Annotated in this window: 25 protein-coding genes and 2 tRNA genes; 17 read left to right on the top strand and 10 right to left on the bottom strand. The window is 55.6% G+C overall.

Features of this window, described 5'->3' with window-relative positions:
* Positions 1–56: 56 nt before the first annotated feature.
* From WLZ34_RS01955 to WLZ34_RS01930, 6 genes are all read left to right on the top strand, one after another.
* On the top strand, positions 57–521 hold the full coding sequence (locus WLZ34_RS01955; protein ID WP_428727295.1) for a 30S ribosomal protein S15: 465 nt from the start codon (positions 57–59) through the stop codon (positions 519–521).
* Positions 522–626: 105 nt separating this feature from the next.
* Positions 627–1601: a hypothetical protein gene (locus tag WLZ34_RS01950; RefSeq protein ID WP_434731676.1), complete on the top strand. Its 975-nt coding sequence runs from the start codon at positions 627–629 to the stop codon at positions 1599–1601.
* A 43-nt stretch (positions 1602–1644) separates the two neighbouring features.
* Positions 1645–1774, top strand: a tRNA-Trp gene (locus tag WLZ34_RS01945).
* Between the two features lie 70 nt (positions 1775–1844).
* Positions 1845–1919: transfer RNA gene (locus tag WLZ34_RS01940), tRNA-Val, on the top strand.
* 398 nt (positions 1920–2317) lie between these two features.
* The gene (locus tag WLZ34_RS01935) at positions 2318–4339 is read left to right on the top strand and encodes a glycoside hydrolase family 13 protein (protein ID WP_434731675.1); all 2022 of its coding nucleotides are present in this window, start codon (positions 2318–2320) and stop codon (positions 4337–4339) included.
* A gap of 76 nt (positions 4340–4415) precedes the next feature.
* Entirely contained in the window at positions 4416–4922 is a 507-nt protein-coding gene (locus tag WLZ34_RS01930; RefSeq protein WP_428727307.1) for a transcription elongation factor, read from the top strand.
* A 63-nt stretch (positions 4923–4985) separates the two neighbouring features.
* On the opposite strand, the gene truD is transcribed toward WLZ34_RS01930, so the two are convergent.
* Both truD and pth2 read right to left on the bottom strand, forming a co-directional pair.
* Positions 4986–6071: a tRNA pseudouridine(13) synthase TruD gene (truD, locus tag WLZ34_RS01925; protein ID WP_434731674.1), complete on the bottom strand. Its 1086-nt coding sequence runs from the start codon at positions 6069–6071 to the stop codon at positions 4986–4988.
* The gene (gene pth2, locus WLZ34_RS01920) at positions 6068–6430 is read right to left on the bottom strand and encodes a peptidyl-tRNA hydrolase Pth2 (RefSeq protein WP_434731673.1); all 363 of its coding nucleotides are present in this window, start codon (positions 6428–6430) and stop codon (positions 6068–6070) included. Before pth2 ends, truD begins: the two co-directional genes overlap by 4 nt.
* A gap of 73 nt (positions 6431–6503) precedes the next feature.
* Here pth2 and WLZ34_RS01915 point away from each other — a divergent pair, with 73 nt between their 5' ends.
* The 5 genes from WLZ34_RS01915 (at position 6504) to fen (ending at position 10797) form a co-directional block, all read left to right on the top strand.
* Positions 6504–6722 (top strand): zinc finger domain-containing protein, encoded by a 219-nt coding sequence (locus WLZ34_RS01915; protein WP_428727300.1) that lies wholly within the window; start codon positions 6504–6506, stop codon positions 6720–6722.
* Between the two features lie 9 nt (positions 6723–6731).
* Positions 6732–7004, top strand: a complete 273-nt coding sequence (locus WLZ34_RS01910) for an elongation factor 1-beta (RefSeq protein WP_014737237.1) — start codon at positions 6732–6734, stop codon at positions 7002–7004.
* A gap of 111 nt (positions 7005–7115) precedes the next feature.
* Positions 7116–9305 carry a CDC48 family AAA ATPase gene (locus WLZ34_RS01905; protein ID WP_434731672.1) on the top strand — a complete coding sequence of 730 codons (2190 nt, stop codon included), beginning with the start codon at positions 7116–7118 and terminating at the stop codon, positions 9303–9305.
* A gap of 113 nt (positions 9306–9418) precedes the next feature.
* On the top strand, positions 9419–9679 hold the full coding sequence (locus tag WLZ34_RS01900; RefSeq protein WP_048162997.1) for a hypothetical protein: 261 nt from the start codon (positions 9419–9421) through the stop codon (positions 9677–9679).
* A 56-nt stretch (positions 9680–9735) separates the two neighbouring features.
* Positions 9736–10797, top strand: a complete 1062-nt coding sequence (gene fen / locus WLZ34_RS01895) for a flap endonuclease-1 (protein WP_434731671.1) — start codon at positions 9736–9738, stop codon at positions 10795–10797.
* 2 nt (positions 10798–10799) lie between these two features.
* Here the strand turns inward: fen and WLZ34_RS01890 are convergent, their stop codons facing one another.
* The gene (locus WLZ34_RS01890; protein WP_434731670.1) at positions 10800–11486 is read right to left on the bottom strand and encodes a protein-L-isoaspartate O-methyltransferase; all 687 of its coding nucleotides are present in this window, start codon (positions 11484–11486) and stop codon (positions 10800–10802) included.
* 76 nt (positions 11487–11562) lie between these two features.
* Here WLZ34_RS01890 and WLZ34_RS01885 point away from each other — a divergent pair, with 76 nt between their 5' ends.
* Positions 11563–12030 carry a DUF371 domain-containing protein gene (locus tag WLZ34_RS01885; RefSeq protein WP_434731669.1) on the top strand — a complete coding sequence of 156 codons (468 nt, stop codon included), beginning with the start codon at positions 11563–11565 and terminating at the stop codon, positions 12028–12030.
* On the opposite strand, the gene WLZ34_RS01880 is transcribed toward WLZ34_RS01885, so the two are convergent.
* Together WLZ34_RS01880 and WLZ34_RS01875 are read right to left on the bottom strand one after the other, a co-directional pair.
* On the bottom strand, positions 11977–12957 hold the full coding sequence (locus WLZ34_RS01880; RefSeq protein WP_434731668.1) for a class I SAM-dependent methyltransferase: 981 nt from the start codon (positions 12955–12957) through the stop codon (positions 11977–11979). The genes WLZ34_RS01885 and WLZ34_RS01880 overlap by 54 nt on opposite strands.
* 227 nt (positions 12958–13184) lie before the next feature.
* A complete protein-coding gene (locus WLZ34_RS01875; protein ID WP_434731667.1) occupies positions 13185–13391 on the bottom strand; it encodes a hypothetical protein in 207 nt (68 codons plus the stop codon).
* A 94-nt stretch (positions 13392–13485) separates the two neighbouring features.
* Here WLZ34_RS01875 and WLZ34_RS01870 point away from each other — a divergent pair, with 94 nt between their 5' ends.
* Positions 13486–14310, top strand: a complete 825-nt coding sequence (locus WLZ34_RS01870; RefSeq protein WP_434731666.1) for an NAD(+)/NADH kinase — start codon at positions 13486–13488, stop codon at positions 14308–14310.
* Entirely contained in the window at positions 14279–14809 is a 531-nt protein-coding gene (locus tag WLZ34_RS01865) for an NOB1 family endonuclease (protein ID WP_434731665.1), read from the top strand. Before WLZ34_RS01870 ends, WLZ34_RS01865 begins: the two co-directional genes overlap by 32 nt.
* On the opposite strand, the gene WLZ34_RS01860 is transcribed toward WLZ34_RS01865, so the two are convergent.
* Positions 14796–15983 carry a PUA domain-containing protein gene (locus tag WLZ34_RS01860; RefSeq protein WP_434731664.1) on the bottom strand — a complete coding sequence of 396 codons (1188 nt, stop codon included), beginning with the start codon at positions 15981–15983 and terminating at the stop codon, positions 14796–14798. The two genes, WLZ34_RS01865 and WLZ34_RS01860, sit on opposite strands and share 14 nt — an antisense overlap.
* Positions 15984–16028: 45 nt before the next feature.
* Between WLZ34_RS01860 and WLZ34_RS01855 the strand changes: the two genes are divergently transcribed.
* Positions 16029–16343, top strand: coding sequence for a hypothetical protein (locus WLZ34_RS01855; protein WP_434731663.1), 315 nt, complete (start codon positions 16029–16031; stop codon positions 16341–16343).
* A 14-nt stretch (positions 16344–16357) separates the two neighbouring features.
* Positions 16358–16579, top strand: a complete 222-nt coding sequence (locus tag WLZ34_RS01850; RefSeq protein WP_434731662.1) for a DUF2283 domain-containing protein — start codon at positions 16358–16360, stop codon at positions 16577–16579.
* 32 nt (positions 16580–16611) lie between these two features.
* Here WLZ34_RS01850 and WLZ34_RS01845 read toward each other — a convergent pair whose 3' ends face one another.
* From WLZ34_RS01845 to WLZ34_RS01830, 4 genes are read right to left on the bottom strand one after another with little or no spacing between them, the layout of a single operon-like run.
* Entirely contained in the window at positions 16612–17106 is a 495-nt protein-coding gene (locus WLZ34_RS01845; protein WP_428726860.1) for a hypothetical protein, read from the bottom strand.
* Between the two features lie 16 nt (positions 17107–17122).
* The gene (locus WLZ34_RS01840; protein WP_434731661.1) at positions 17123–17353 is read right to left on the bottom strand and encodes a hypothetical protein; all 231 of its coding nucleotides are present in this window, start codon (positions 17351–17353) and stop codon (positions 17123–17125) included.
* Positions 17354–17395: 42 nt separating this feature from the next.
* Positions 17396–18730: a TldD/PmbA family protein gene (locus WLZ34_RS01835; protein ID WP_434731660.1), complete on the bottom strand. Its 1335-nt coding sequence runs from the start codon at positions 18728–18730 to the stop codon at positions 17396–17398.
* Positions 18731–18737: 7 nt separating this feature from the next.
* Entirely contained in the window at positions 18738–20171 is a 1434-nt protein-coding gene (locus tag WLZ34_RS01830) for a TldD/PmbA family protein (protein WP_434731659.1), read from the bottom strand.
* Positions 20172–20276: 105 nt separating this feature from the next.
* Here WLZ34_RS01830 and WLZ34_RS01825 point away from each other — a divergent pair, with 105 nt between their 5' ends.
* Complete coding sequence (locus tag WLZ34_RS01825; RefSeq protein WP_434731658.1) at positions 20277–21035, top strand: DUF2258 domain-containing protein; 759 nt, start codon at positions 20277–20279, stop codon at positions 21033–21035.
* Positions 21036–21039 lie beyond the last annotated feature (4 nt).

Here is a 21039-nt window from a genome sequence, read left to right as displayed (position 1 = left end):
TGTTTTAAAGCTTGGTTAACAGTTTATCCCATTCTTAGACGCTAGGAGTGACCGGTATGAACAAGAGGAGAGACAAGGGGCAGTCCCACTCGACGAGGCCCTCTCGGGCCGGGCCGCCTAGGTGGCTGAAGCTGGATATGACCCCCAGCGACGTGGAGCTGCTCGTGGTGGAGCTTGCTAAGAAGGGCTACCCTCCGTCCATGATCGGTATAATACTGAGAGACCAGTTCGGGATTCCACTGGTGAAGCAGGTCACGGGCAAAAAGGTAGTAGAGATACTCCGCGAGCACAACGTAGCACCGCCTATTCCAGAAGACCTGTTCAACTTGATGAAGAGGGCGGTGAACCTGAGGAGACACTTAGACGAGCACCCCAAAGACTACCACAGCAAGAAGGGCTTGATCGAGATCGAGTCTAAGATACACCGGCTAGTCAAGTACTACAAGTCTAGGGGCATTCTACCGCCGGACTGGGAGTACACGCCGGAGAAAGCCAAGCTAATAGTTTCGGGCGCCTACTAGATAGCGAGGGCTGTTCAGCGGGGATAGGCCTTTATAGCCCGAGTAGCATAATTCTAAAGAATATAAATTCGGTTTTCATAGAGTAGTTAGTGTTGGGAACTAGAAATGAGCAAAAGTAGCCAGCAGAAGGCTATTTACTCTCCCGGGAGGCAAAAACAGGTCTACTCGAGTTTGTGGGATTTGAGGACCTTCTTTTCGAGGAACCCCCGGGTAGTGATCGTGCGGGGCGACAAGAACTACGTTGAGGCGGAGCTCTCGATCAGGACAGGTTTTAGGTCCCTACAGAGAGAGTTTGTCAGGATGCGTAGCGAGGCCGTAGACGAGGAGAACTTGGCAGTTAGAGGCGAGGGCGGGAACATAAAGTTCACTATCAAGTACAGAGTTGTCGGAATAGGTTTCGCGACCCACGTAAACGTCTATATGGACTGTGAAAGCACCATAAGAGACTTGTGTAGACACTTTCTCGCAGATTTGATGGACTACATCGAGGAATACGTCAAGAGGCCTCCTAGTATAGAGCTCCAGATACCAATGCCCGCCAAGCGCGCCGAGGCGCCTCCGGCGCAGCCGCCGGCACCTACAGCTCCCACACCGCAGCCGTCCCCGCCTACCCCGCCACTGGTGGTTAGTCCCCCCCAGCCGGCCCAACCTCCCGCAGTACCCGCACAACCGGCTGTAGAGGAGCGTAGAGAAGCTGTAGCTGGAGCCCCCGCTCTCACGTTCGACAAAGTAAAGCATTTACTGGACTACACTACTCTAGCCACGCTCGTGATGAACGCAACCCTCATCGCGAGAGTCCAGATGCCGCAGCCTTGGGGTCTAGAAGAGGTGGAGAAGGCTATTAGAGAGAGAGCAGGCTTATTGCGGGACTACGCGGTGGTAGTGTTGAGCGTGAGGGGTGCTGGAGAGGCCTACATCATACTAGACAACCAAGGCAACTACATAGCTGGCCTAGCCGAGATCTCCGGTAACCTTGTTAGCGGGGGAAGGGACGTGGTCGAGAAGATCATCGGTCAACTGGGCAAACAACAGGCTGTGGTCAGGATATGGGGTGTCAAGGAACTTCCAGCACAGGTTTAAATAACCCCCGTAGGGAATAATTAATCACTTGATGACTGCTGATGGGCCCGTAGCTCAGCCAGGCAGAGCGGCGGGCTCCAGATCCAAACTATGGGTCAGACGACCCCTCGGGGGATGAGTTAGATCTGGAGGGAGTGACCCGTAGGTCGGGGGTTCAAATCCCCCCGGGCCCATCAGCGTACACTTCTGCCACATCTTCACGGTCTAAATTTAAAACCTCTCACGGAGTTAACTACTAGGAGAGGGCCCGTCGTCTAGCCTGGTTAGGACGCCGCCCTGACACGGCGGAGGTCCGGGGTTCAAGTCCCCGCGGGCCCACTGAAAACGCTAACGGTCGAGGTATCCGTTGCGTATAGCCTGGACGCACTTCTTCTACTGGACGCCCCCACGTAGCCGTACCTCCTTTGCGAGAAGGGAGTTACTTCCGGTGTTAGACCTGGTGGGCGGGCACTTGCCCTCCAGCACCCCGGCTATACAACAAACCCGCTTAACAGGAGTCTGCCTGCCGGAGCAATCTGGGGCCGTCAGTGAAGCGGACAGAGTTATGCGTTGTAAACGCTGGCGAGAGAGGGTACGGAGTGGTTGCTGCGATCGCTATAGAGACCGGTACTGGGGGTTAGGTGACTCGAGGGTATAGGATGGAATCCCTCGGGTCTCCATCACAAGTAACGTTATTATCTAATAGCGAGAATGACCTCATCAAGAACCCGGTTTAGGTGAAGTCGACGATGCCGCCGGTGAAGAAAACGTTAGGGGTGGTCGTTCTCGTCTCTATCGTAGTCTTAATACTCGCAAGCGAGTTGTGGGTTTTAACCCAGCAAGGGCGCGAACAGATTTTGACGCAGACCAAGACGTCTTCCCAGGTTTCGACTACAACGACCTTCACCCCTAGTACTACGAGCGTCGCTTACACGACAACACCGGGTACTACGAGCAGTCCGAATAGCGCAACGGCCCTCCCGGTGGAGGAATACCTAGGTAGCGGGGGATCGAGCGCTGTGTTCAACCCAGCCGACCCGGCGTTCCTCTCCGTGGCAGACAGCAGCGTAGTAGTGAGATTGACGACACCCGCGGGGACGTACTCGAGCGTCTATGTCGTCGTCAACGGGACTTCGATAGAGATGAGGAGACAGCTCAAGTGGAGCGGGTACGAGATGTGGTACGCAAGGGTCGACAGTGTAAGGCCCTTCGAGTACTACTTCGTGCTCGCGACGAGTGGAGGTCGGAGAGTCTACCTGTACAACACGACTGAGAGGCCACTGTTCAACTTCGACGGCGTTGACAGGTTCCCGCAGGTGAGGTGGGTGGTCGGCTCGGTCGGTTACCAGATCTTCCCCGACAGGTTCTATAACGGGGACCCGACGAACGACCTCCTAGCGAACAGGACGGACGAGTTGTGGCTGAACGCTTTCTCCACGTCGAGACCCGTTTTCTCGAACTGGAGTGACCCTATAACGCCGCTACACTGCTGCCACCAGTACTTCGGCGGTGACTTGAAGGGCATCACCATGAAGCTAGGCTACTTAAAGAGCCTCGGGGTGGACATGATATACCTAAACCCCATCTTCCTCTCGGGTAGCGTCCACGGGTACGACACCTACGACTACCTGGTTGTAGACCCCAAGTACGGGACGCAGGAGGACCTCAGGAACCTGATAATAAGGGCACACGACCTAGGCATACGGGTGATATTCGACTTCGTACCGGACCACGTCGGCATAGGCTTCTGGGCCCTCCTAGACGTCTACGAAAAGGGCATCTCGAGCAAGTACTGGTACTGGTTCACGATATACAAGTGGCCGTTCAAGCTCGGAGACTCATCGGCCTACAGGTGCTGGTGGGGCTTCGGCAGTCTACCGCAGTTGAACACCACTAACCCAGAGGTGAGGGACTACCTGCTGAACGTGGCGCTCTACTGGATGGACTTCGGCTTCGACGGGATGAGGATAGACACCCCGACAGACCTGCTCGGCGCGAAGGACTTCTTCAGGGAGTTGAGGGCTCTCGTTAAAAGCAAGTACCCTCAAGCCTACATCGTCGGCGAGATCTGGGACTTGGACCCCTCCTGGCTCAAAGGAGATTTATTCGACTCGCTGATGTTCTACTCGCTTGGTAGAGGGATTCTCCTCGCGTTCAGTAGTGGTAAGATAACAGGCACCCAGGCAGCCGAGGCTCTGTCGGTCTTCTACGCCTCTATAGGTGTCAACGTAGCGGGTATGGGCTTCAACGTGGTCGACAGCCACGACACATCGCGCGTCTTGACAGACCTCGGCGGGGGCAGACTGGGCGATAAGCCCAGCTACGAGTCTATACAGAGGCTCAAACTACTAACCGTGCTCCAGTTCACTATGCCGGGCATGCCCGTGATATTCCAGGGCGACGAGAGAGGGGCTCTAGGTGACAAAAACCACTTCGACGAGCAGAGGTACCCCATCCAGTGGGGTCAACTGATACCCGAGGTTTACAACCACTACCTGTACTTAACGACCCTCAAGCACACCCTACCAGGGCTCAACACGAGTATCATACGTGTACTGTACTCGAGCGATGACGTGCTAGTGCACACGCGAGGATACAACGACGAAGTCCTAGTGATAGTGAATAACGGCCTTATAGACCACGAGGTTCAGCTGCCCGAAGGGGCTTGGAGAGTGGTTTACCCGGCCGGTTATCAGGCGGTAGTCATCGGCAAAATCCGTGTCAGCCCGCTCTCCGCACTAGTCCTCGTGAAAGAGTAGCGCTGTTGGCGACCGACCCCAATATATTTAAATCAATTAAAGAATCTCTCAAGTATGATTAAGCGTAGACCTGGTGATGTTCCTAGTGAAGTATCCGCTAGACAGGATATGTGTTAAAAGCGGTGTGCTGTGCCCGAACTGCCAGCGCAAGGTGGAGTCGGGGGAGGTTGCGAGGGAGGAGATCCCTATAATGAAGACGTTAATGGAGCTGGAGGAAGACCTCAAGGAGCTTAGGACAGGCAACTATATCAAGTCCTTTGATTTCGGGGACGAGGTCATAGTGATCTTGAAGGGCGACTGGGATAAGGCGAGTCTCGACAAGATAGCCAAGGAGCTATCCTCCAGGTTAGGAAAAAGCGCTAAAGTACTCCTGGAGGGTGAAGGCGTCAAGAAGCTGATGGAGCAACTGCTCTACCCCGCGACCATACTCGGGATCAACACGCTCTGGCTTCCTGACGGGAGCGAGCAGATGGTGGTAAGGGTCCCGAGGAGGGACAGGAAGTACCTAAGGGGGAAGGAGGAGAAGTACAGGAGGTTCATATCAACTATACTAGGGAAGGACATAAAGATAACATTCGAATAACGGCGGCGAACTCGCTTTAAGCCAGGTCGCAGGTCTCGGGAGTTCTGGGCCGTATAGGTTCCGTCACCGGTCCTGCTGGACTAAGAAGTTCTCCTTGAAGAGCTCTCTAATGACAATAGTGGCGTAACCCGCTCTCGGGAGCGTGAAGGAAATCTCGAGAGTGTTCCCCTCCCTGCTCACCGAGGGGTCGGCAGGCCTAATAACGCTGTCTCTATACCAGCACTTGACTAACCCCCAGTTTCTCGGCTCGAGCTTCTCCTCCGACAAAAGCTGCTGGTAAGCCATTCTATCGCAGCCCAGCGTCGGTATCTTAGTGTCAGGTAGGGAGCCCTTGTTCGAATCTATCAACCTCGTGAGTAACCTGTTGAAAAGGTAGGATACGTAAGCGTCTACGTAAAGGTTCCGCAACCTCTTGTTGAGAGCGAGCCCGCAGTCCTCGAGAGGAGGCATCCCGTAACACATTTTTTCGTACAGTAAGGCGTCGTCGAACTTCATGAGAGTTCTACTAAGCACGCTCTTCTCTGACTCTAACGGCGTAGTGTCGCTGAGCAGCGTCTTCGCGAAGAACGCCGAGTCGGCTTCGAGGACGGCCTTGCCTAACAAGTGGGTCACAGGCCTCTTAACCCCGAACCTCTGGTAACCGTAGTAGTTAGGCAGGCCATGCTCTACCACGAGCTTTAGTATCTCCTTCGCGAGTTGGTGGTCTGACTCGTGGGAGTCCTCGAACCTTATTTTGAACCGGTTCCCCAACAACGCCGATTTGCCCGGCTTGCCCCTGCTGAACCCTACGACTCTGGCCTCGACGCCACCCTTCTCCACGCTGAAGTTCTCGGGGAGTAAGCTTCTTTTAACGAAGACGTACTGGACGCTGGTCGAGTCCTTGTCCTTCAATCCCAGGACGAGGAAGTTCTGTAGGGGGATACCCGCCTCTTTAGACATTATCCTCAAGGCTTCGTACGTGTCTAGCCCCTTCTTCCTCACCTCTAGAACAGCGTACTCCCCTCCCTCGGCCAGAACGCCTCTGTCGAGCACCTCTTGTACGTGGAAGGAAGAGGGGGTCTGACGGTACTCGGCGTGTAGACCTCTCTCGGTGACCAAGTAGGCTATGTCAAACACGAAGTCGAGTACGTTGACGTACCTCTTGATCAAAGAAGTCTTAAGCCTCCTGTGAGTTCGTCGACTAGCTTAGTTGGGCAAGGCCCGATAGCGACAGCTGTCAGCGTGCCGGGTGGTAGCTCCGTTAAGCCAGCGTCTCTTACCATGGATGCCGGCAACCCCCGCTGCCTAGCCTTCTCGTAGAGCTCGAGAAGCTCACCCTCATTACTCACCTTGACCACGACTTTCTTCTGCCCGCTTTCCCACCACGCCGTAAACCACTCTCTATGCTCCTTGTACGCCTCGAACGCGGCCATGAGAGAGGCGTGGGCTACCTGAACAGCTATCTTCCCCCTGCTCATGTTGAGGTCGCTTCTGACTATCACGACTTGCTTGTAATCTTCTCCCGCCATGTTCCACAGGCCAGTGACAAGTATGTTTTTAAACTGTTTAAATGTTGATATGAATGGACTAGTGTGATACAACATGGCGTCGAAGTACATGCTTACATCGCTAGACATATCCATACACGAGCCAGCGGCGACGCCCGTGTGTAGCAGTTGTCACCGACCGATGCTGCCACAAGAGCACGGCGTGGAGTTCTTCTGCCCCAACTGCGGGAAGGCCATTATAAGGCGCTGTAAGCGTTGCCGCCAGCTGGGCATCCCTTACGAGTGCCCTAGTTGCGGCTTCAGGGGGCCTTAGGTGGTGTATATGGCGAGGGTACTGGTCGTTCTAAAGGTGCTGCCCGAGGATGTCGAGACTAAGCCAGAGGAGCTGAAAGAGAGGATTGAGAAGGCGCTGCCCGAAGGCTACGAGCTCAAAGGGTACGATATCGAGCCGATCGCGTTCGGGTTGAACGCCCTACGGCTCTACATATTCATGCCCGAACAGACCGAGGGGGGCACCGAGAAGTTGGAGGAGACGGTGTCGGGCGTCCCGGGCGTCAGCCAGGTAGAAGTGGAGATCGTCCACAGGGTTAGCTGAAGTGTCAGGTTAGCCCTCTAAGCGTGTCTTCCAGTGTATTCCCGTTTTTCCCGCTGATGCACCTATAAGGACCCTTCATCATAAAATCTCTCGAGAGGCGGTGCTGCCTGGATGTCGAGCGAGAGAGTCAAGCTCACACTGCGGGTTCTAGAGGCTGAGCCCAAAGACGTGGGAAAGGGTATTGGTAGAGTAGACCCGGAAGTACTCGAGAGAACAGGCCTGATGAACGGGGACATCGTGGTCATCGAGGGTAAGAGGAGGACCGTGGTCAGGGTAATGGAGAGCAAGCCCCAGGACAGGGGGCTGGGAGTCATAAGGATAGACAACACAACTAGACAAAACGCTGGTGTGAAGATAGGAGACCTCGTAATTGTGGAGAAAACAGAGGCCGCGAACGCTGTCTCGATAAAACTAGCGCCAAGCAAGTACTACGCTCCACCAGACTCTCAACTAGCGGACTTCGTGAAGAACAAGTTGCTCAACCGCCCGCTCGTTGAAGAGGACATAGTGGTAGTCCCCGTCCTGGGGCAGACCATACCGTTCAAGGTGGTATACACTAAGCCCAAGGGCCCCGTCGTGGTGACTAAGGACACGATAGTAACGATCTCGGAGAAGCCGATGGAGACCTACAGGCTGCCGCGCGTCACCTACGAAGACATCGGGGGTATGAAGCACATCATACAGAGGGTCAGGGAACTTATCGAGCTACCCTTGAAACACCCAGAGCTCTTCAGGAAGTTGGGGATCGAGCCCCCCAAGGGCATACTCTTGTACGGCCCTCCCGGCACCGGTAAGACCCTGCTGGCCAAGGCCGTGGCTAACGAGGCCGACGCGTACTTCATAGCGATAAACGGGCCCGAGATAATGAGTAAGTACTATGGTGAGTCTGAGCAGAGGCTAAGGGAGATCTTCGAACAGGCAAAGAAGAACGCTCCAGCGATCATATTCATAGACGAGATCGACGCGATAGCCCCCAAGAGAGACGAGGTCGTAGGAGAAGTCGAGAGGAGAGTAGTAGCCCAACTACTCGCCCTAATGGACGGGCTTGAGGCTAGGGGCGACGTTATCGTCATAGGCGCTACGAACAGACCTAACGCCCTCGACCCGGCGCTTAGGAGGCCCGGTAGGTTCGACAGAGAGATAGAGATACCAATGCCGGACAAGAACGCGAGGCTGGAGATACTACAGATACACACTAGGGGTGTGCCGCTAGCTAAGGACGTCGACTTGAACAAACTAGCCGAGATCACGCACGGGTACACTGGGGCAGACCTCGCCGCCCTGGTCAGAGAGGCGGCCCTCCACGCCCTCAGGAGGTACCTGCCCGAGATCAACCTGGACAGCCCGAGTATACCCTTCGAGATACTCGAGAAGATGGAGGTCAGAATGGAGGACTTCATGGCGGCCTATAAGGAGATAGTCCCAAGCGGCTTGAGAGAGGTCTTCGTCGAAGTACCGGAGGTCAGGTGGAGCGATATAGGTGGGCTGGAGAACATAAAACAAGAGCTGAGGATGAGCATCGAGTGGCCAATAAAGTACCCCGAGACGTTCAAGAGGATCGGGATCAAGCCCCCCAAGGGCATCCTCTTGTACGGCCCTCCCGGCACCGGTAAGACCCTGCTGGCCAAGGCCGTGGCGACGGAGAGCGGTGCTAACTTCATCGCCATAAGGGGCCCCGAGGTGCTGAGCAAGTGGGTCGGCGAGTCCGAGAAGGCGATAAGAGAGGTGTTCCGGAAGGCGAGGCTCTACGCGCCGGCGGTGATATTCATGGACGAGATCGACGCGATAGCCCCTGTTAGGGGGTTCGCTTACGACTCGGGAGTCTCCGAGAGGGTTGTCAGCCAGCTTATCACAGAGATGGACGGGATCGAGAAGTTGGAGAACGTCGTGGTCATCGCGGCGACGAACAGGCCCGACATACTCGACCCGGCCCTACTAAGGCCGGGCAGGTTCGATAAGCTGATCTACGTCCCTCCTCCAGACCTGTCTTCGAGGCTCGAGATATTCAAGATACACACCAGGAATATGCCTCTCGCAGACGACGTCGACCTCTACGAGCTGGCGAAACAGACGGAGGGGTATAGCGGGGCAGATATTGAGGCCCTCGTTAGAGAGGCTGCCCTGATAGCGATCAGGGAGGACCTGATGATAGACAGGGTATACATGAGGCACTTCAACGAGGCCTTGAACAAGGTGAAGCCATCTATAACCCAGGAGATGACCAAGTTCTACATCGAGTGGGGTGAGAAGGCCAAGCAGAAGTTGCCCAAGGAGCACTTAAGACCGCAAGTGTACACGTGAGGCGCCCCTAGCCCTCGCGGAGATATAGTAATCAGGTTTATAACTCCGCGAAAACCTGTGTTATGAAAGGTGCTTCTACGTCGTCTTGAAAACCGTGGAGCGGTGTTTTGCCCATGAGCAAAAGGACGCTGTGGCGCACGAGCCCGCTGTTCAGGGTGGTCATCGAAGAGGTGCTGGCAAAACCAGAAGGGATTCTAGAGAGCGAGCTATTGGAGATACTCAAAAAGAAGCACGACCTCGAGGTCTCCAAGCCGGAGCTTTACCAGGCGTTGATTAAGCTGGAGCTCAACGGGTTTATCACGTCGGAGTTTATTGGTAAAGAGCTGAAGATCAGGCCGTCTAAGACCCTCATGAGCCAGTTAACCGGCTACTAGTGCGATCAAGTATTTTAGGGTAGCATGTCAATCAAAAAGGATCGGGATGTTTCTGAATGGGTGTCAACCTGAAAGACCTCATCCCGCTCGAAGCGAGGATCGTTTTAGACGATTTGAGGGCCCTCCGCGGAAAGATCGTCGCAATAGACGGGTATAACGCTCTCTACCAGTTCCTAGCCGCAATAAGAGGTCCTGACGGCTCGCCGTTAATGGACAGCAGCGGGCGTATTACGAGCCACCTGAGCGGGCTTTTCTACAGGACTATAAACTTAGTTGAGGAGGGTATTAAGCCGGTCTACGTGTTCGACGGCAACCCGCCGGAGCTTAAAGTAAAAGAGCTAGAGCGGAGGAAGGCGCTGAGAGAGGAGGCCGCCAAGAAGTACGAGGAAGCCGTGAAAGAGGGCGACTTAGAGGCTGCTAGGAGGTACGCGATGATGTCCTCAAAGCTCACCAGCGACATGGTCGAGGAGACCAAGAGACTGCTAAACGTGATGGGTATACCGTGGGTTCAGGCTCCCGCCGAGGGAGAGGCACAGGCCGCCTTTATGGTGAGGAGGGGTGATGCATACGCGAGCGCGAGCCAGGACTACGACAGCCTCTTGTTCGGGTCTCCTAGGCTGGTTAGGAACCTCACGATCAGCGGTAAGAGGAAGCTGCCGAGAAAAGACGCGTACGTGGAGGTTAAGCCCGAGGTCATAGAGCTCAGCAAGCTTACGGAAAAACTCGGTATTACTAGGGAGCAGCTGATAGACATAGGCATCCTGCTCGGGACGGACTACAACCCGGAGGGCTTCGAGGGTGTAGGGCCTAAAACTGCTCTAACGCTCATCAAGACGTACGGGTCGATCGAGAAGGTCCCCAAAGGCTACCTCAGAACACGCGAGGAGGTCGACGTGGTCAAGATCAAGAACTACTTCCTCCACCCTCCTGTGACCGCCGAATACAAGCTAGAGTGGAGAGAGCCTGACCAGAAGGGGATAATCGAGGTGCTCGTCAAAGACCACGACTTCAACGAGGAGAGGGTTAAGAACGCGGTGGAGAGGCTTAGCAAGGCCTATAAGGAGTTCCTCAAGGGGAGGCAGTTAGGGCTAGATCAGTGGTTTAAGAAGAGCAGCTGAGGTCACCCCTCTCGCCACCCGTACTCTCCGATCAAGGGGACGAAGACACAGTCGATCCCCCACTTCATTGACAACTCTCCGCTAGCCTTCTTCCCGACGATCAAGAGCCTTTGTATGTACCTGTCGCCGACGGGTATAACTAGTTTGCCGTGCACGTCTAGCTGCTCTATGAGAGGCTTGGGTACGCTGGGAGCGCCGGCTGTCACTACAATCCTGTCGTAGGGCGCCCCTTCCGGGTACCCCTTTGAACCGTCGGCTACAACAACTGTCACGTAGTCCTTGTACCCAGCCCTCTCGAGGTTACGCCGGGCGAACTCTGCGAGCTCAGGTATTCTTTCGATCGTGTAGACGTGCCCCTTGTGGCTCGGGTCCATTTTGGCCACGATCTCGGCCAGGACTGCGGCTTGGTAACCAGACCCGGTACCGACCTCCAACACTTTCATCCCCGGTAGCGGATCCAAGGCCTCTGTCATGATGGCCACCATGTGTATAGCGCTGATGGTCTGCCCGTAGCCTATAGGGAGCGGTGTGTCATAGTAGGCGTACTTCCTCAGGTTCTCCGGCACGAACATCTCGCGTGGGACCGACAACAGAGCCCTCTTTACGATACTGCTCTTCAAGTACCCCTCTCTCTCCAGCATTTCTACTACTCTCTCCCTGCTGACTCTGAACACGTTGTCCTCGGACAAATGCCGACCCGTTGAAATTTCAATTAAATCACCTTAATTATCTTTCACAGTAAATTAGACCTGGCTGAGAGAAGCCATGAGAGCAAGAGAGGTGGTACACGCGAGGGGGCACTACAATGTTAGAGCGGTCCATAGGACTACTATCGAGATCACCAAAGAGGAGCACTTGACTACCAGGGGCGACTGTATAGTCGGGGTCGCGGCCGATAAGTCTGCTAGCGACCTCAGCGAGGTGTTCAAGACGCTAGTAAGAAGGCCGGATAGCGTCGTCTTCGCCAGATTCACGGCCGGAGGGGCGAGCGACGTTCTAGTGGCACAGGGGCATCCCGGGCTCGTACTAAGCGATGATAAGAAGATCATTATAAGGAGGAGCGAGTATATCGAACCCGCCACGATAGGTGTGAGGGCCAACAAGGCTGCGCGCGACCTCAGGAGAGACCTCGTCGAAGCCCTGCGTAGAGGAGCCGAGCTCGTGGTCGAGCTAGTCGTGTTAACGCTTGACGAGGTCTACTCTGAACACGCCGGTTCTAGGGCTGTGCTCTAGGACGAGCCTGTGTCCCTCGATCGAAAAGTCGGCGAGCTTCTCGCGTACGACGTCGTAAGTTGCCAAGATGTCGTGTGACAAGGTGTAGAGGTGTAGAACCCCGCCGCTCCTTAGCAAGCGGCCGTAGAAGGGCGCGAAGTCCAGGCTTCTCGTGGGCAAGTTTGCTATAACCCTGTCAAACACCTCCTTCTCCAAGACGTTTACCAAGTCGACGGCGTCGTAGTTTAGCGGGTAGACCACGCCCTTCAACTTCTTGTAGTTCAGCCTCACGTTGACTATTATGTGCTTGTAGGCCTCGGGGTTTTTGTCGTTAGCGACCACGAAGGCGTCTCGCAGGGAGGCGATGTGTAAGGCGAACCCGCCTATACCGCTGAACATGTCCAGAACGACCTCGCCGTCCTCCACAGACTCCGCCACCCTATGGTGCTCTTCTGCCAGCCTCGGGTTGTAGTAGGCCCTGCCCAGCGGGACGCGGAAAACGAGCCCGTACTCCCTGGCCTCGGCGTAGCCCCTATTCTCGCCCCACAAGAGCCTGAGACTCGGCACTCTGTACTCCCCAGTCGTCTCCTCGACCACGTAGATGCTTTTGATCCTAGGGTGTATCGAGGTTAAAGCCGAGACGACCTCATCCTCGCCGAGCGACTCGAGGGCTCTCGACCTCACCAAGGCCACGTCGCCTACCAGGTCGTACGCCGGGATAGTAGGGGGAGCGGTCTTACTGACAAGGGGAGGGTGGCAGTCAACCACAGCAAACTCTAAACCCCCCAGCGCCTCCTCGACCTCGTCGAGCTTGGACTCGTCGACAGGAAGGAGAACCCGCGAACCCTGCCTGGTAACCCTCAGGTCACTCCTCAGCGCCTTGATGCGCTTCAGTGTGGAGAGAGCTATACTGGCAACCCCCTTATCGACACTAACGCACAGAGGCAAGAAACCGACCTCTACACCGGGCCAGATAGGATCTTCTCCGTCCCGGGTTTATAATAATACGAAGATGGACAGCTAAGCTACCCCTCGGCATGTCCTAGGATGCGCGGATTCAAAGATGTAAACGGGGGAGAGGCGTGGGGCCCTCTCTTACGCAAGCACTCCCTGCGCTGGCGATGTTCGCTGTAGGGCTCGGCGGCTTCCCGCTCACGAACACGCTAAACAACTTCTTAAACGTGTTCTTCGACGTGGCAGGCTCCTACACCGACGGCGATGTGTTGAGGGTTGGAAGCCTCACCGGGGGCTACCTCGTCGAAGTGGGCGCGGTAGTAGACACCCCTCTGGCTAGTAGACCTCTTTGTCGCGTCGAGCGTACTAGTCTCGCAGTTTTTACAGCGGAACCCGCTGGCACCATCGACAAGCCTACCCCTCCACAACGCTTATTCTCTGCGTTAATCATAGTAGTGCTAGAAGCGTGGGGGAGGCCTCTACCAGCGGCCATAGAAGGTTTGTGCCGAGTGGTGGCTTTCGGTGGATACTCCCGTTTTCACGAGTGCGCTGGTCATCTTCAAGCCAAGCGGGAGCTGTATAGAGGTCGCTAAAAAGTTGACAGACCACCTACGGCGACGGGGTATTGAGGTTGAGAGCGTGTGGGTCGACGACCTCTACAGGATAGAAGGGAGAGAGTTTCCCCTCATAGCCCTTGTAGGAGGCGACGGGACCTTCCTCAGGTTCTCGAGGCTTGCTGGAAAGACCCTCGGCCTCGTCCTTCCGGTCCCGTGCGGTAGGAGGACAGCCTTCTACGAGGATATAAAACCAGAGGAGCTGGGCTCTTTCATCGACAGGTTTTTCGTCGGCGACTTCTCCATCGAGTACCTGCCGAGAGCAAGGGTGGTCGTAGAAAACAGGGAGTACAACGTATTGAACGAGGTTGTCGCCGTCAACGTCGACCAGGGAAGGGTAGGTAGCTTCAAGCTGACGATAAAGACCCCGTCGGTCAGCACAGAGTTCGAGGTCGAGAGCGACGGGGTCATCGCGGGGCCTAGCCCGGGCTCCTCTGCCTACAATCTCTCTGCCCGCGGGCCATTGATAGACTTCTCCCACCTAGGGCTTTTCGTGAACTTCCTCAACCCCCTGCAGCTTAACTTGACCCCGATCGTACTGCCTTTCACTAGCAGAGTGGTGATAGAGCCGGAGGTGGTGTCGTCGGTGTATGTCGATGGTGAGAAAGTGTCATCTGTCTACAACACCCCTGTTGAAGTCACGGGCTCCTGGGAGTGGCTGAGAGTCGTTAGGTTTAGAGCCCCACGGGGCTGGATACTCGATGTACTCGCTAAGAGAGCACTCAGCCAATAAGGTTGCTGTCGTGGGCGACACGGGGGCCTTGCTCGCGCGGCTCTACTACATGCTCCCCTCCTACCGCTTCGACTTTTACACCACGAGCATTTGTGTCAGCGAGGTTAAAGACCAGGAAAACCGGGAGGCTCTTCTTAAGGCCGTAGACCTGGGACTGGTAAAGGTCGTTGACCCGGGAAGCGAGGACTTCCGCAGGGCTACCGACGCGGCGAAGAGCATTGGCGAGCTAAGCAAAGTCTCCGAGGCAGACTTGAGCGTGATAGCACTGGCCTTAAAGCTCTCGCAGGAGACCCGCGTTGTCGTGCTGACAGACGACTACAGTGTCCAGAACGTGCTATACCAGCTAGGGATCGGCTTTAAGCCTGTGAGGACCAGCGGTATCAGGTCGGCTTTCAAATACAGGGAATACTGCCCCACGTGCGGGTATGTACCGGGGAGGCCGGGCGAGAAGATCTGCCCTGTGTGCGGATCCCCGATACTGCGAGTCAGGGTTTCCTGAGGACAGCTATGAAGAACCCCGGCATGTCGTCCTTTAACGGGTGGAACCGGTAGGCGGTCGCCTCGTCTAAGTAGACCTTGTCAGCTCTGGGCACCCAGCCTAGGTCTAGTGGCTCAAGCCCAAGAGACCTCGTAGCGTACAAGATGTTCTCCTCGTTTTCTACTCGGGTGAGTGTGCAAGTAGAGTAGACTAGGACTCCCCCGGGTCTCAGGATGCGCCTGGCCACTTTCATGAACTGCCTCTGGTAGTCGGCCAGGTTGACCGCGTCCCTGAGAGTCTTCTTAAACGAGAGCTTCGGCCTCACGCCCAGGTTGGTGCACGGCGGGTCTATTAGGACCTTGCCCACTCTGTTCTCCAGTAGGGTTACGAGGTCTAGGAACCTCGAGTCGAACGGTACAGGGAGCACATTCGTTGTGAGGTGCAGCCTAGCCAGGTTCTCGACGAGCTTCTCCACTTTCCCAACGCTCCTGTCAACGGCCACGACGAGGGCTCTCCCCCTCGAGAGCTGGACTATATGCCCGGTCTTCCCGCCAGGGCTCGCGTTCATGTCCACCACAAGCTCGGAGCCTGGGGAGACGAGTCTGCCGGCGACCATCGATGGGAAGCTCTGGGGGTAGACCAGGCCTTCCTTGAACTCCGGTAACTCGGCGATCGGGGGGGCTCTATAGACAGGCCTAACGTTCACGGCCACCAGCCCCCTCCTCATACTCTTGAGCTGGTCCGATGAAACCGACGCCTCCAGCTCTGCTACTACGACCCCGTTTTTCGTGACAGCCGTCAGAACATCCCCTTTCTTAAACACGTCATAGGCGACTACGCCCGGCCGGTACAGGTTCGCACCCATCATTAGAGACTCCGCAGCGATGTCGTCCACGACTACCCGTCTACCGTGGTCTCTCACCTGGTAGGGCCCCTCTAGCTCTATGTAGATGGCCTCCTCCAGGAGATCGTCTGACCTGACCTCCACCCCTCTCCTTCTGAGGGACTCTATCACCTCTTCCCGCCGTGCTCTCAGAGTATTCACCCTCAAGTACAGCCTTTTAGGAGGGTAGGTGAGCATCTCGAGCAGTCTATCCGTCAGGCTCCCGTAAACCGCCCTCAACTCCATGTACAGCCCGTGGTCTATTCGAGTAGCCTGCACCTCGCCGCCCTCATACTTGTGCACTAGGTTCATTTTTATTATCCAATCTATCCATTCAGTAATCACGAGGTGATTGGGGTGAGCACCACTAGGGTCACGGACGAAGACCTCAAGAAGGCACTGCTCGAGAAGGAGAAGAAGCCCGGTGACGAGAAGCAACGGTGGGTGCAGAAAATGATCAAAAAGGCCAGGCAGTACCACAAGATATGCCCCTACTTCGACAAGAGAACTAAGATGTGCTTCCTGACTCTCGGCCAGAAGTGTGACAGGGAGGGTAAGTTCGACGTGTGCCCGGTGTTCAAGTCGTTCCTCGAGAAGAAGTACGACGAGTTCAAGGCCAAGAACCTCCCACTACCACTAGACTTCGCCGACCTCGTAGCCTCGCCGTTGTAGGCGGTGTCGAGCGCATGTCTGTTAAAGAGTACAGGGTGAGAGACCTAGACAAGGTGTGGTTTGAGTACGACAAACAGAACGACATTCTCTACATAAACTTCGGGGACTCAACCGAGGAGGCCGACGAGGAGTTTCTCAGCGAAAACGGCGACGTCGCGTTCAGGATCAAGGAGGGTCGCGTCATATCCATAATGATAATCGGCCTGAGCACCAAAGCAGGTATCACTGTCATGTAGCCCGAGGGGTATCGGGCCTCTAGTTAAGGCCGCTACTCGGGTACAGCTTTCTCGCTTGCCTCAGGCGGGCGGAGTTTTTCGTCGAACACCACCTTTAACAGGCCCAGCTTTTTCATGACCAAGTTTACGTAGTCGGTGATCACGTTCCTGTCAAACCCCATTTTTTCGGCCCTATTCAAGACTATGTTCTCCACGACACTGTACTTACCGTACTTCTCGTTCAGGTCTTTCCAGGGTATGCCGGTCATAGCCTTGATTACCTCGTTGTCCACCGGTAGAATACCCTTCACCATCATGAAGGCTATGATGGGGTAGCCTACGTACCCTTTGAACACCGTGCCGTTGTCGTTGCTGTAGACCCTGTACGCGTTCTCCCCCTCCTTTAACACGACCACAACGTACTCCTTCTCGCCCCTGCTCGAGGTGATCTTGGCCGTGTTCTCGTCTACGACCTTTATTCTCGCGTCACCTATACTCCCGGCAGCCTCTAACACCTTAATCCTGGGGGGCTTAGTCAGGACCTTCAAGCCTAGACAAACCCCGCTAATCCAGTCTTAGAACAAGAGGAGAGTCAGACACCTTGACAGCTTCGCCCTCAACTCTCTGACCTATACCGAGCCTTAACAGTTCGTTGAACTTGTCCTCCGATACAACGAGCGTGAACTCCGCCGGCTCCCCCTCAACACTCCCGTAAACCTGTACCCGCCTCTCGTCCGTAGACTCGAACGAGACTATAACGCCTTCAAACCTGGCTTTCATCTGTTTACAACCCAAGAAATAGGTTGTCTCCAGGTGTAAAAATACTTTATGACTCGATCAAGCGAAGTGTTTAGTGATGTTCACATTCCTGATCAGTGCGTATGGGGCCCTCGTCGGTATCCTTACCTCCCACCACATTACGTCGTAGGTGTCCCTGGTTAGCCCGGCGACGTTCTTGAGGATGTTGGGTAGTGTGTCCGCTATCCTCAGCCTCTCCAGGGGCTTCACAATCCTGCCCGACTCGACTAGGAATATGGCGTCTCTAGCGATCGTAGAGAACACCCCCTCCACGTAGTTCTGTAGCCTGGTGTACCAGTTGTTAGTGATGAAGACCCCCCTCTTCACTTCCGAGACGAGCTCGTCGAACTTGTAATCGCCGCTCTCGATCACGAGGTTCCAGGCGCGTGGAGCGACCCAGCCAGCGTTACCCGTGGGTCTCGCGTTCAGCTTGGCGGCGGTCTTCGAGTTGTGGAGGATGTTCTTGAGAACACCCTTCTCTATTATCGGCTTATTGTACGTCTCGAGTGCTTCGTCGTCGAACCCGGTGGAGTGAGGCAGCTTTTCGTCCCTCGGGGCGTCCCAGACCGTTAAAAGCGTCGACGCCACCTGCTCCCCTGGCCTCTTGTCCGTGAAAACAGAGGTGCCAGTCAAGATCGAGAGCCCAGTCGACATCCAAGCAACGACGTTTAGCAATTGTGAGAAGACGAGCGGCGAGAGGATCACGTCGTAGACGCCCGGTTCGACGGGGCTTCTCCCCCGGCTCTCGTGGGCTAGCCCCGACGCCTTTAAAGCGGTCTCCTCGATCTTCTTCTCGTCAAGGCTCCTCGAGGAGAACCCCCACTGCCCGCTACCGTCCTCTTTAAAGCTCCTGACGTACACTTCAACGCCGGTAGACTCCTCTTCAAGCAGGGCCCCCGTAGAAGTCGCCAAGTGCTTTCTCCTCAGCCACAAGTCGACCTTCCCCGCAGTGAAGTCTACCTTGTGCTCCCTCGCAGAGGCCTCTAGAACGAGCTCGGCGAGTCTAGACGGGTCTTTCATCGACTCGACGACCCTAGTATCGACGAACGAGAAGCCTCCGGCCTTCCTACTCGGCTCCGGTAGAGGCGCGTAGAGCTCGCTCTCGGACACCCTATCAACGACGTAGCCTATCTCGTGGAGTAGTTTGTCAAGGTCTCTCAGCCTATCCAGTACAACCGACCCGGTGTAAAGCCTCTTATTCTTGCTCAAGTACAAGCTTGCCACCGAGGTATCCCATCTTTGGACTACGCTAGGCTGCGAGTTGGCGAACTTCACCATAACCCTGCTTACGTCTTCCACTAGGACGGCAACGTCGCTAAAGCCCATTTCGAGGGCTTTCGAGACAAACCGCGAGGCGAGCTCGCTACCACTCAAGCCGCCATCACCCCGGGGCAACGCTCAGCCTTATCTTAGTCAGCTTAACGTCCGGCCCGCCGAACCAAACCGGCACGCCCTGGCTGGGCTCGCCCTTTCCACACGTGCCCGCGTAGAACCTCAGGTCCTTTGACTTGGCCACGATACTGCTGTAGAACGTCTTGGTCGTGAGCTCTAGCACAGGGTTTCTCACGAACCCCTTCAGCTCGCCCTTCTCTATCAGGTAGGCCTCTAGGCCGACGTACCTCTGGCTCCACCTCTCGTCGTCTATGTTCCACTCCATGTACGACTTGATGTACACGCCGTACTCTATGTCCTCTACGAGCTCCTCGAAGGTGTAATCGCCCGGGGTTACATAGGTGTTGGACATCCTTATGATGGGTTCGCTGGCGTAGTTCATAGCCCTGGCTGAGCCGTTGGACTCCGTGTTGTACTCGGCTGCCGTGAACCTGTTGTGGAGGTGCTCGTAGACCTCGCCCTCCCTGTAAAGGTACTTGGGTCTCGCAGACACGCCCTCGTCGTCGTAGAGGAAGAAGCCGTAGCTACCAGGTATAGTCGGGTCGTCCACGACAGTGGCATTCTCGTTGCCTACCTTGAACCCTCTCATACCTTTCTTTATGAAGCTCATGCCCGCCTGAGCGGCCTCCCTGCCGAGAATCCTGTCGGCCTCGCTGGGGTGCCCAGCGGACTCGTGCGCCATCAGGCCCACTATCTCGCTCCCCACCAGCACCTCCACTGGCTCTGATGGGGGCGCGCGGGCCTCAAGTATGACCCTTCCAAGCGTCCCCGCCTCCTCTACGACAGTGTCCACGACTCTCCACTTCTCAACCAGCTCGAAGCCGCCGCTACCACCGAACTCGCGCCACCTCTGAACCACGCCTTTCTGAGGGTGAGAGATCACCATGTTGTAGCCGAAGTACAGCCTCGGAATAGTGCTCCTCACGTAGGCTCCCTCGCTAGTCAATATCACCTTCTCCTCGAGACTCTCCACGTACTCGTTGAACATCACCTTCAAAGAGGCCTCTTTAACGACCTCCCTGCCCCGGTTCCAGAGCTCCCTGAACAGGCCTATCTTCTCGTCTAGCGGCGTATTCTCGAAGCTCTTGGCCACGGGGACCTCGTACTTGACCCTGCCCGTCCTGCCAGGGCCTAGCCTGAGAGGGCTCTTCATGAGCCAGCTCAATCTCTTCGCTGCCGCCACCGCCCTCCTAACGGCCTCTAAGACGCCCTCTTTGCTAAGCGTACTAGTAGAAGCGAAGCCTAGAGACCCGTCCACGAGTACTCTGACGCCCACCCCTTCTTCAACTTCACGAGAGCTGTCGATCAAGTTTCCATTACGTGCTCTCAACGTGAAGTAGTCGTTCTTGTGGTACCTGGCCTCAACGTAAGTAGCGCCCATGGAGGAGGCTTCAGCGATCGCCTTCTGTAGAAGGTCTTCCAAACTCGTTACACCTCAGAAATATTTAACTATTGCGTCCACTAAATAAAATATGATGCAATCATTGAGGATGAGATGATGTCGTCCGAGAACGTCCAGGAATTTACCTTGAGCACAGGGCTGGTGATCGCTGGAGCGTACGCCGCCAAGGTCCGGAGGACGTTGTTTGCTCAGTTGAAGGATTTGACGAAGAACGATAAGGAGATGGCTAAAGAAGCCGCGAGAGCCACAGCCGAGTTGAACAGGCTGCTCTACTACCTCATAGTTGGCGAGCTGAAAAGCGACAAGGGAGATGCTGTTAGGATCAGGGTCAAGTACAAGGTCCACCCCGAGAAGAAAATGATCGAGTGGGACTACAGCAGTTTAGTGGTAGAGTTCTTTAGGAGGGTCAGCGACGAGGAAGTCTCTAAACTTCTCGGAAAGGTGATAAACGAAAAGCTCAAGGAGGTTCAGGAGGCCTTCGGGAGAAGGCCAGGCGTGGAGCAGGCGCCTACAATAGAAACGGAGGAGAAGCCTCGCGAGAAGGTAGAGTCAGAGACTACGCCGCCGCCCACGGTTATCGAGGTAGCAGACCTGCCCGAGATAGGCGAGACTACCATGGGGACTAGACTGCTGAAGATCGAGGGACCCGGAGGAGAGTCCATAGGAGTAGTGGAACTTAGCGAGAGGGAGGGGAAAGTCCTGGGCGAGGTGCTCTTGGTGTACGGCGGCGAAGGTTATAGGGCGATAATATCGTTGCCGGGGAGTGTAGAGAAGCTACTGGAGGAGAAGTCTGTCGTGATCGAGGAGATCAAGAAGGCAAAGTATGAGAAGATAGGTAAGGAGGAGGCTCAGCACCTTCTTAGAGAGAAAATGAGCATGTTGTGAGACT

It is taken from the genome of Thermogladius sp. KZ2Tp1 (assembly GCF_051131135.1).
Classification (GTDB): domain Archaea; phylum Thermoproteota; class Thermoprotei_A; order Sulfolobales; family Desulfurococcaceae; genus Thermogladius.
This window is presented reverse-complemented; position numbering and strand designations above follow the sequence as displayed.

Coding starts and splice junctions, on each gene's coding strand:
- WLZ34_RS01955 (WP_428727295.1), top strand. CDS start 57: ATGAACAAGAGGAGAGACAAGGGGCAGTCCCACTCGACGAGGCCCTCT.
- WLZ34_RS01950 (WP_434731676.1), top strand. CDS start 627: ATGAGCAAAAGTAGCCAGCAGAAGGCTATTTACTCTCCCGGGAGGCAA.
- WLZ34_RS01930 (WP_428727307.1), top strand. CDS start 4,416: ATGTTCCTAGTGAAGTATCCGCTAGACAGGATATGTGTTAAAAGCGGT.
- pth2 (WP_434731673.1), bottom strand. CDS start 6,430: ATGGCGGGAGAAGATTACAAGCAAGTCGTGATAGTCAGAAGCGACCTC.
- WLZ34_RS01915 (WP_428727300.1), top strand. CDS start 6,504: ATGGCGTCGAAGTACATGCTTACATCGCTAGACATATCCATACACGAG.
- WLZ34_RS01910 (WP_014737237.1), top strand. CDS start 6,732: ATGGCGAGGGTACTGGTCGTTCTAAAGGTGCTGCCCGAGGATGTCGAG.
- WLZ34_RS01905 (WP_434731672.1), top strand. CDS start 7,116: ATGTCGAGCGAGAGAGTCAAGCTCACACTGCGGGTTCTAGAGGCTGAG.
- WLZ34_RS01900 (WP_048162997.1), top strand. CDS start 9,419: ATGAGCAAAAGGACGCTGTGGCGCACGAGCCCGCTGTTCAGGGTGGTC.
- fen (WP_434731671.1), top strand. CDS start 9,736: ATGGGTGTCAACCTGAAAGACCTCATCCCGCTCGAAGCGAGGATCGTT.
- WLZ34_RS01885 (WP_434731669.1), top strand. CDS start 11,563: ATGAGAGCAAGAGAGGTGGTACACGCGAGGGGGCACTACAATGTTAGA.
- WLZ34_RS01865 (WP_434731665.1), top strand. CDS start 14,279: ATGTACTCGCTAAGAGAGCACTCAGCCAATAAGGTTGCTGTCGTGGGC.
- WLZ34_RS01860 (WP_434731664.1), bottom strand. CDS start 15,983: ATGAACCTAGTGCACAAGTATGAGGGCGGCGAGGTGCAGGCTACTCGA.
- WLZ34_RS01850 (WP_434731662.1), top strand. CDS start 16,358: ATGTCTGTTAAAGAGTACAGGGTGAGAGACCTAGACAAGGTGTGGTTT.